Raw genomic sequence first — 8,616 nt, 5'->3', positions numbered from 1 at the left:
GGGGGGCCGCCCCCCGCCCCCCGCCTCGTGGGCTCATCTCAACGACGGGTGGCCGGATCCGCGCGACCGGGCGACCGCGTACAGGTGGTGCATCGGGTGGTCCTCCCCCAGCAGGGAGGCCAACACCGCGTCCGCGACCTCCGGGGCCTGCGCGAAGCCACCGGTGTTGTGGCCACCGGTGACGACGCAGCGACCGGTCGCCGTGGCCCGGACGTCGAACACCCCCAACCCGGTGGTGGTCCACGGCCGGACGCAGAACACCGGGTCGTGCGCGAGCCACGCGGGCCCGCCCGCCGCCTCGTAGGCGTCCGGCAGCAGGGTCCGCATCATCTCGTCCACCGAGCGCTGGATCACCCGCACCCGATCGGGATCGACGTTGTCGGCGCTCGTGCCCGCGAAGCCGTAGCCGGACCCGACGACCAGGCTCGGCCTCCCTCCCGCGGTGCCCAGGGTGATGTTCGCGTCCTCGGCGATCCGGCCGGGTCGGGACACCTTGACGGAGTGCTGCTGGCCGGTCAGGTCCGGCAGGGTGTGCCAGATCCCCAGCACGCCCGCGACCCGACCGCCGAGGCCGAGTTCGGCCAACAGCCGGTTGCCGTACGCACCGGGCGAGATGACGAGGTGCCGCGCGGAGACGCTCTCGGACCCGATCCGGACGCCCTCGATCGTCCCGCCCCCGCCGAGATCCACCCCGGTCACCTCGGAGTCGAAGTGCAGGCCCGCACCGCGCGCCTGGAGGACGTCCAGCGCCAGGGCGACGAAGCGGTGGATGTCGAGGGTGAACCCGCGGACCTTGATCCCCCCGGCCAGCCGGCCCTTCCCGGCGTGGGCGAACATGGGGAACCGGTCCCTGACCTCCGCCTCGGTGTAGGTCTCCAGCCGGTCGCCCACCCAGTCGTGCCGACTCACCGCGCGCTGGTGGGACTCCGCGGTGGAGTACACCCGGAGGATCCCGCGGCGCAGGTGCGTTCCCCCCGCCAGGACGGGGTGCGCCTCGAAGAGCCGCTCCCACCCCTGCTCGGCGGAGCGGTTGAGGTCGTGGATCCCGGTCTCGTACCGGTCCGCGAGCCACCACGGCAGGTCCTCGTACTCGCGGATCCACTCCCGGTCGTGCACGCTGCGGACGCTCTCCCGCCGCACGTCCCAGCCGAACCCGGTGGGAGGCGCGTCGAACACGGTGCCCTCCCCGTCGGGCAGGACCATCCCGCTGTACTGGTCGGCTTCCGTGACGGTGAACATGCGGGCGTTGCCGCCGCCGCGCGTGCAGCCGTACTCGTGCCACGGCCGGTCGAGACGGGGGTCCGGCGCGCGGTCGAACAGCTCGACGGTGAACCCGTGGTCCACGAGCTTCAGGGCGGTCACGAGGTTGACGACACCGCCGCCCACGAGCACGGCGGACCCGGGACGCCCGCGCGGTACCCGTGCGCGAGCGCTTCGCTCCCCCGTCGAGGCTCGTGGATCACAGTCGATCGGAGGCACACGCATCACCGGACTCCTCTTGTCCTCGATCACCAACGCGAATCCGCCAGAGCACGGACGGCAGCTCCGGTCCGGTCGGCGTGAACCGGCGCAGGAAGTCCCCGCCGACGTCGTGCCGCATTCCGAGCCGGGCCATGACCCGCCTGCTCGGGGCGTTCTGCTCGACGGTGAAGGCGACGATCTCCGCGAGCCCGAGGCGGTCGAACCCGTCCCGCAGCACCGCCCGCGCGGCCTCCGTCGCGTACCCGTGTCCCCACGCGCTCCGGTCGAGCCGCCAGCCGATCTCGACGCAGGGGGTGAACCGGCTCGTGAACCCCGGGTGCCCCAACCCCACCGCGCCGACGGGCCGCGCCGTGCCGGTCGGGCACAGCGCGAGCATGCCGTAACCCCTTTCCTGGAGCTCCGCCGTCCAGCGCCGCACCGTCGCGTCGCTGCCCGCCCCGTCCAGGACCCCACCCAGGTACCGCATCACCAGCGGATCCGCGTGCCACGCCCGAGCCGCGTCGAGGTCGTCCGGCCGCCAGGGACGGAGGACGAGCCGCTCCGTCACGAGGGCACGCACGACTTGCCTCCTCGCGACACTCCCGGCATCACGGCGGACCTCGGGAACGCCGCGAAACCACGCCTGAAACCGTTGTCGGGAAACCGCGAAGTCGTTCCGCGACGCGCGTCCACGTCGATTCCCCGGTTGCCGGTGCCGGCGGTGAAGTCCCTCACCGCGCCCGCACCCGCGTGCTCGCCGTCATCACACACGCCCCCTTGCCGCCGACAAATCCGACCGAACCCTTCACGCGGCGATCCGCGTGCCGGCGGTTCGACTGATGGGCACACCCGGTACCCGAAACCCCACCCCCCGGCGGACTTCCGTTCTCCCGGACCATTCCGCCGTACCTGGGCGAGCGTAGCCAGGAGGGCTATCACCGCACTACCGGTGTGCTACCTGGTGAACGCGCCGAAATCCGCGGCGCCCCTTGCGGTCCATTGTGGACTTGGCCGCGCCGAACACGGTGGTCCTGCCGCCCGCGGTTCTCCGGATGTCGAACGGGATCCCGTCGACGGCGCGCACCGCGCCGGCCCGGCGCCGGGCAGCACCGCGGCGGTCCTCCGAACCGCGCCGTCACAGCCGGGCGAGCGTCGCCTCCAGGACGTCGATCCCGGAGTTGACCGCGACCATGGTCCGCGTCGTGGTGAACCCGAGCTGCGCGTTGACCCGTTGCATGGGCGTGTTCGCCGCGCCGGTCGTGGTCTGGACGCGGGTGAACGTCGGGCGGTCCGCCAGCAGCCACCGGATCATCTCCGCCTTCACGCACCGGCCGAGCCCGCGACCCCGGTGCGCCGCCACCACGGCCGTCTCCCGCTGGTAACCCCAGTCGAGGTCGTCGGGGAGCACCTCCAACTCGGTCGACCCGGCGACCACGCCGGTGGCCTCGTGCACCGCCACCACCACCCTGTGCTCGACCCCGGCGGAACGCAGTTCGGCCTCGCGCTCGCGCACCCTCGGCACCGTCCAGTCCGGTTGCCGGTACCCGAGCCCTCCCAGCGGGGCGTCGTGGATCGCCTGACGGGCCAGCGCGTAGCTCTCGACCAGCTCCTCCGGCGCGGCGCCCCGCCACCGCCGGGTCCGGTACCCCGCGGGCACCGGCACGTCCCACCGCGCCGGGTCCGCCCCGGCGAACTCCAGCGCCTGCATCAGCACCGTGCCCACCGTCGTGAAACCCCGCGTCCTGGCCCACTCCGGCCCGTCGCCGCCCACCGTGAGCTGCCACCCCTCCACCAGGTGCCGACCGCGGTCGCGCAACTCCGGCAGCAGCGCGCGCAGCACCGCCGTGCCGATGCCCTGCCGCCGCACGCGCGGGTCCACCACGATCTCGGTCAACCCGATGTGGCTGCTCTCCGCCTCCAGGAGGTCGATCGTCGCGAGCCCGACGACCTCTCCCCCGCGCCGCGCCAGCCAGCGGACCTCCTCGCCGAACCCGGGGAACGGGGTGCACAACCGGTTCACGCACTCGGTGTAGGACAACGCTGGCAGGTCCCGCTTGTCGACCCGCCACCACTCGGCCATCACCCGGTGGCACCCGACCAGGTCCGCCTCGACGGCACCGCGCGGGTCGAACAACTCCACCGTCACCTCGGCGACCACCGTGACGCCACCCTCTCTTCCGGGACCACGCGGGTCCGCTCCGGCCGTGCCGTCCGGACGCAGGCGACGAGCAGCACCGCGATCATGGTCGAACCGAAGCTGGTGAGGTTCATCAGGACGACGATCCCGAGGTGGAGGAGCCCTCCGGCGACCAGCGCGACGACCCGGAACACCCGCGGCGCGGTCATCGAGGCGGCGATCACCAGCTGCACCGCGATGACCGACCAGCCGAGCAGGGCGACGGGCCAGTAGGAGGTCAACACCGGCTCCAGCAGGTCGCGCAACGGCGGCGGGAACCCGTACTGCGGCAGGCGGGAGATCACCCGCAGCGCGCTGCCCTGCCGCCACAGCGGGTCGGACAGCTTCGACAGCGCCGCCTCCCCGTAGACCACCAGCACCTGGCCCCGCAGCGCCAGGTGGGCGGCGAGCGCGCTGCCGCCCCACCGCGCGGGAAGCGGGCGGTCGACGGCGCTCCACTGCCAGCGACGGTCGTCGCCCAGGCACAGCGGGAGGAGCAGCATCGTGGTGATCATCGCGATGTGGTCGCCGCCGTTGGACGCCGGCATCGCGACGGTCAGGCTGAACGTGACGTACCAGTGCGGCACGCACGTCCACGCCGGGCGGAACCCGCTCGCGGTCACCGCCAGCACGACGACCGCCAGCACCCGGCAGACCGTCGAGCCCGCGGTGTCCGGGTTCGCCGCGCACCACATCGACAGGGCGCGCACGCCGGCGCAGCGCGTTCCGGACGGGTACTCGCTGGTTTGCGGGAAGAGCGCGTCGTCCGCGCTGAACAGGATCGTGGCCAGAGTGGACAGTGCCAGCAGACTCCGACCGACGGCCAGGACCGGCTCCCTGACCTCCACCCGTTCGACGGCGCGGACGACGCGCCCGTGCACCCGGTTCAGCCACCGCACGCGACGTCGACAACCGCGAGGTGGTGCGCCCGGCCGGGACTCGTCGGCAGCCGCCCGGGAGCGGGCACGGCGACCCGCTCGACGGAGACGACGACGAGCCCGCAGAGACTCGGCGAGCGCACCGGGGTGCGCATCCGGTAGGGCGAGGTGGTGATCATCGTGGCTCCGCAGTCCTCCGGGTAGGCCCGGTCGCAGGCCTGCCAATAGCGGTCGGGCACCCGCAACGCGATTTCCCTGATCTCGGCCGACAACTCGTAGGAGTTGCGGTCCAACCCCCACAACGGGTCCTGGCGTTCCGGCGCGTACACCTCGTGCAGCCGGGAGGTGCCCGGCGTGATCCGGTAACCGTCCAGCAGGTCCGTGTCGAGCGCGACGAAGAAGGACCACTCCTGAGGCCAGAGCGCGTAATAGGCGTCGAGCCGGGACCGGACACCCCCGACGTCGTACTTCGCGAGGCACGCCGCCACGAAACCGATCACCAGTACCACGGCGGTGACGGCGAACCCGCGCAGACCGCGCTCCGCCGCGCCGCCGTCGTGGTCGGGTGCCGCCCCGCTCCCCGACCGTTCGAGCGACGCGCGGTTCACGACGTCTTGCCGGACACCCCCGGAACGGCCCCCGCCCGCACCACGCTGTTGTCCGAGCGGGCCTTGTCGTGGACGTCTTCGCCGGACGAGCCACCGGCTGTGACGAGGAACACAGCAGCAGTGACGGACAGTACGAACCCGACGAGAAGCGCCTTCCTCATGTTTCCCCCCTGTGATCGACGGGACCGCGCCCGCGCATCGCCCCGGACACGGCCTCGAACCGAACCGAACGGCCCCGAGAGTGGCGGCCTCCCCTACTCACTCGCTAATGGGCGGCTACTCCGTGTAGATGTAGGGGACACGAAAAACGGAGATGCAAGCTACCGGGGGGTAAAGTTGCAGTTCCGAATCTTGGGCCAGCTCGAGCTGGTCTCAGCCGGAAAGAGGATCACCGTCGCGGGAGCTCGCCAGCAGAAGCTGTTGGCGCTGCTCCTGTTGAACGTCAACCGCGTCGTTCCGGTCGAGCGACTGATAGACGAACTGTGGCAGTCTCCGCCGCAGTCCGCCCGCCAGCAGGTCCACAACGCGATCGGTCACCTGCGCGGCACCGTGGGCGCGCTCTCGTCCGAGGTCGCGATCCTGTGGACCGGCGCGGGCTACCGCCTCGAACTACCCGAGGAGATGGTCGACGCGCACCTCTTCACCGCCCGCGTCGCCGAGGCGCGGCGCACGGCGAACGCCGGGCAACCGGCCGCGGCCGTCGAGCTCCTCCGCGCCGCCCTGGAGGTCTGGCAGGGCGACGCGCTGACCGGGCTCACCGGCACGTCGATCGAGAACGCCGCCACCGCGCTGAACGAGCAGCGGCTCGCCGCCATCGAGGACCTGATGTCCCTGCGGGTGCGCGTCGGCGAGACGGGGTCGCTGGTCAGCGAGCTCCAGCAACTGGTCGCCGAGCACTCCCTGCGGGAGTCGTTGCGCATCAGCCTCATGCGCGCGTTGCACCAGAGCGGCCGGCAGGCCGACGCGCTCGCCGTCTACGACCAGGGAAGGCGGCTGCTGGCCGAGGAACTCGGCCTCGACCCGAGCGCCAACCTCCAGCGCGCCCAGGCGGAGGTGTTGGGGCACAACGAGATCACGCCACCGCCGCCGGCCGCGCCCCCTTCCGGGACCGAGGACGACCGGACGGAGGCCACCCGTTCCTACCTGCCGCACGACACCAGCGACTTCTCCGGCCGCTCCTCCGAGCTGCGCAGGCTGCTCGACAACGCGCGCAACGCCTCGCCGTCCGCGTTGACGATCTCCGCGGTCGACGGGATGGGCGGTGTCGGCAAGACGACGCTCGCGATCCACCTCGGCCACCAGATCGCCGCCGAGTACCCCGACGGGCACTACTTCGTCGACCTGCGCGGGTTCACCAACGGAGCGGACCCCATCACCATCGAGCAGGCACTGGACGCGCTGCTGCTCGACAGCGGCCTGCAACCCGAACTCATCCCGTCCACAGTGGAGTCCAAGAGCGCGTTATGGCGCTCGCGCGTCGCGGGCAAGCGCATCCTGCTGATCCTGGACAACGCCACCGACGCCGCCCACGTGCGCCCGCTGCTGCCCGGCGCCGCCGAGGCCCTGGCCGTGGTCACGAGCAGGCGGAAGATGACCGCGCTGGAGGGCGCGCAGGCCCTGTCGCTCGACGTGATGCCGCAGGAGGACGCGGTCGCGCTGTTCGAGCGGGTCGCCGGACCGGACCGGGTGCGCGTCGAACCGGACGCCGTCGCGGCCGCCGTCGACCTGTGCGGACGGCTGCCGCTGGCCATCCGCATCGCCGCCGCCCGCCTGCGCGATCGCGATCACTGGACCGTCGCGGACCTGGTCGAGCGGTTGACCGACCACGCCCAGCGCGCCCGCTTCCTGCGCGTGGACGATCGCTGCGTCATGACCGCGCTCAAGGTCTCCTACCGGTACCTGACTCCCGAGCAGCAGCGGGTGTTCCGCCTGCTGAGCCTGCACCCCGGCGCGGACTTCGACGTGCACGTGGCCGCCGCGCTCGCCGACCTGCCGGTCAACCGGGTCGAGGACTGCCTCGACGCCCTGTTCGAGGGCAACCTGCTCAAGCAGAACACCGCCGGCCGGTTCTACTTCCACGACCTGGTCCGGGACTGCTCGTTGGAGCTGCTCGCCGAGGTGGAGCGCCCCCACGAGCGGGACCAGGCCTTGGACCGGATGTTCGACTTCTACCTGCACACGGTCCACACGCTCTCCGCGGGTTTGCACAACGCGATCCACGACGCGGCACCGCGGGTGGACCGAGTACCCGAGCGGACGAGGGAGGCGGACTCGGTCGCGGGCGCGATCGACATCCTCAACGAGGAGTACTCCAACCTGGTGGCCGCCGCACGGCTCGCCCTCGACGGCGACCGGCACCGGCAGGCGTGGCAACTGGTCTGCGTCCTACAGCCGTTCCTCCAGGTGCGGAACTACGGGGCGAACTCCTACGCGCTGTTCGAGGGCGGCGCCCGGGCCGCCCGGGCCGCCGGCGACATCCGCGGCGAGGCCAACTGCCTGCGTGGTCTCGCCGCCGTGTGCCGCCACCTCAAGTCGATCGGGGAGGCGCGCAGGCACCTCTCGCGGTCGGTCGAGCTCACCCGGCAGATCGGCGACAAGCGCAGCGAGGCCGCGCAGCTCGTCCAACTCGGCAACCTCCACCTGCACGAGGACCAGCTGGTCGAGGCGCGCTCGATCTTCCGCCAGGCGGAACCCCTCACGGCGCAGGACCCCTCCGGCTTCCTGCGCGCGGGCATCGCCATCAACCTGGGAGTCATCGCCCGCGACCTCGGCGACCACCACCAGGCGCTCACCTGCCTGCGCAACGCCGAGACCATGATCGGCTCGGACGACCCGGACTCGGTCGTCTTCACCATATGGAGCATAGGCACCGTATTACACCTGCGAGGCGACCACGAGCAGGCCCTCAGGGAGTTCGAGCGCGGGTTGCGCACCAGCCGGGAGCACAAGCTCGAGCGGGGTGAAGCCCTCGCCCTCGTGGGCCTGGCCGGGGTGAACCGCTCGGTGGGCAACCTCGACGAGTCGCTGGGGCAGGGGCGGCGAGCGCTCACCCTGGCCCGCAGCTACGACCTGCGCGCCACCGAGTGCGAGGCGCTGAACGCGCTGGGCGAGACCACGGTGGCGATGCGCGACCCCGGCCGCGCGCAACAGGTGTTCGAGCAGTGCCGCGATCGGGCGCACCAGTACGGGTTCCCCCGCTACGTCGCCCGCGCCGTCGAGGGGTTCGCCCACGTGGCGCTGCTCAAGGGCGAGGTCGACAGGGCACGGCGCTACTGGGAGGAGGCCGTCGACACCTATCCCCAGGGCATCGCGGACACCGGGTACGCGCAGCGCCACCTGAAGGCCCTGGAGGACTGCGACACCGTCTGCTTCCGCTGCGCGACGATCGCCGACCCCGACGCCGAGTACTCCGCCGCGCGTGAGGAGGCCTGCACCGCCTCCCGCTCCTGATCGTCCGGCGCCCGGCCGCGCCGGGCGCCGCCGGGCGGGGACG

The 8,616-nt window shown here is 72.2% G+C and carries 7 protein-coding genes; 1 reads left to right on the top strand and 6 read right to left on the bottom strand.

What is annotated here, in order from left to right:
* Positions 1 to 33 precede the first annotated feature (33 nt).
* The 6 genes from AB0G50_RS35590 to AB0G50_RS35565 all read right to left on the bottom strand — a co-directional run bounded on the left by AB0G50_RS35590 (position 34) and on the right by AB0G50_RS35565 (position 5,284).
* The gene (locus AB0G50_RS35590) at positions 34 to 1,485 is read right to left on the bottom strand and encodes an FAD-dependent oxidoreductase (protein WP_360118429.1); all 1,452 of its coding nucleotides are present in this window, start codon (positions 1,483 to 1,485) and stop codon (positions 34 to 36) included.
* Positions 1,460 to 2,041, bottom strand: a complete 582-nt coding sequence (locus tag AB0G50_RS35585; RefSeq protein ID WP_360118426.1) for a GNAT family N-acetyltransferase — start codon at positions 2,039 to 2,041, stop codon at positions 1,460 to 1,462. The genes AB0G50_RS35590 and AB0G50_RS35585 overlap by 26 nt, the downstream gene beginning before the upstream one ends.
* A gap of 555 nt (positions 2,042 to 2,596) precedes the next feature.
* A complete protein-coding gene (locus AB0G50_RS35580; RefSeq protein WP_360118423.1) occupies positions 2,597 to 3,619 on the bottom strand; it encodes a GNAT family N-acetyltransferase in 1,023 nt (340 codons plus the stop codon).
* Positions 3,604 to 4,536, bottom strand: a complete 933-nt coding sequence (locus tag AB0G50_RS35575; RefSeq protein WP_360118420.1) for a hypothetical protein — start codon at positions 4,534 to 4,536, stop codon at positions 3,604 to 3,606. The genes AB0G50_RS35580 and AB0G50_RS35575 overlap by 16 nt, the downstream gene beginning before the upstream one ends.
* Positions 4,524 to 5,123, bottom strand: a complete 600-nt coding sequence (locus AB0G50_RS35570) for a hypothetical protein (protein ID WP_360118417.1) — start codon at positions 5,121 to 5,123, stop codon at positions 4,524 to 4,526. The genes AB0G50_RS35575 and AB0G50_RS35570 overlap by 13 nt, the downstream gene beginning before the upstream one ends.
* Complete coding sequence (locus AB0G50_RS35565) at positions 5,120 to 5,284, bottom strand: hypothetical protein (protein WP_360118414.1); 165 nt, start codon at positions 5,282 to 5,284, stop codon at positions 5,120 to 5,122. Before AB0G50_RS35565 ends, AB0G50_RS35570 begins: the two co-directional genes overlap by 4 nt.
* Before the next feature lie 190 nt (positions 5,285 to 5,474).
* On the opposite strand from AB0G50_RS35565, the gene AB0G50_RS35560 reads away from it, so the two are divergent.
* Positions 5,475 to 8,573: a BTAD domain-containing putative transcriptional regulator gene (locus AB0G50_RS35560; protein ID WP_360118411.1), complete on the top strand. Its 3,099-nt coding sequence runs from the start codon at positions 5,475 to 5,477 to the stop codon at positions 8,571 to 8,573.
* Positions 8,574 to 8,616 lie beyond the last annotated feature (43 nt).

The sequence above is a fragment of the Actinosynnema sp. NPDC020468 genome (assembly GCF_040642015.1).
GTDB lineage: Bacteria > Actinomycetota > Actinomycetes > Mycobacteriales > Pseudonocardiaceae > Actinosynnema.
The sequence above is the reverse complement of the archived record's forward strand: the minus strand, read 5'-3'. Positions and strand labels throughout refer to the sequence as shown.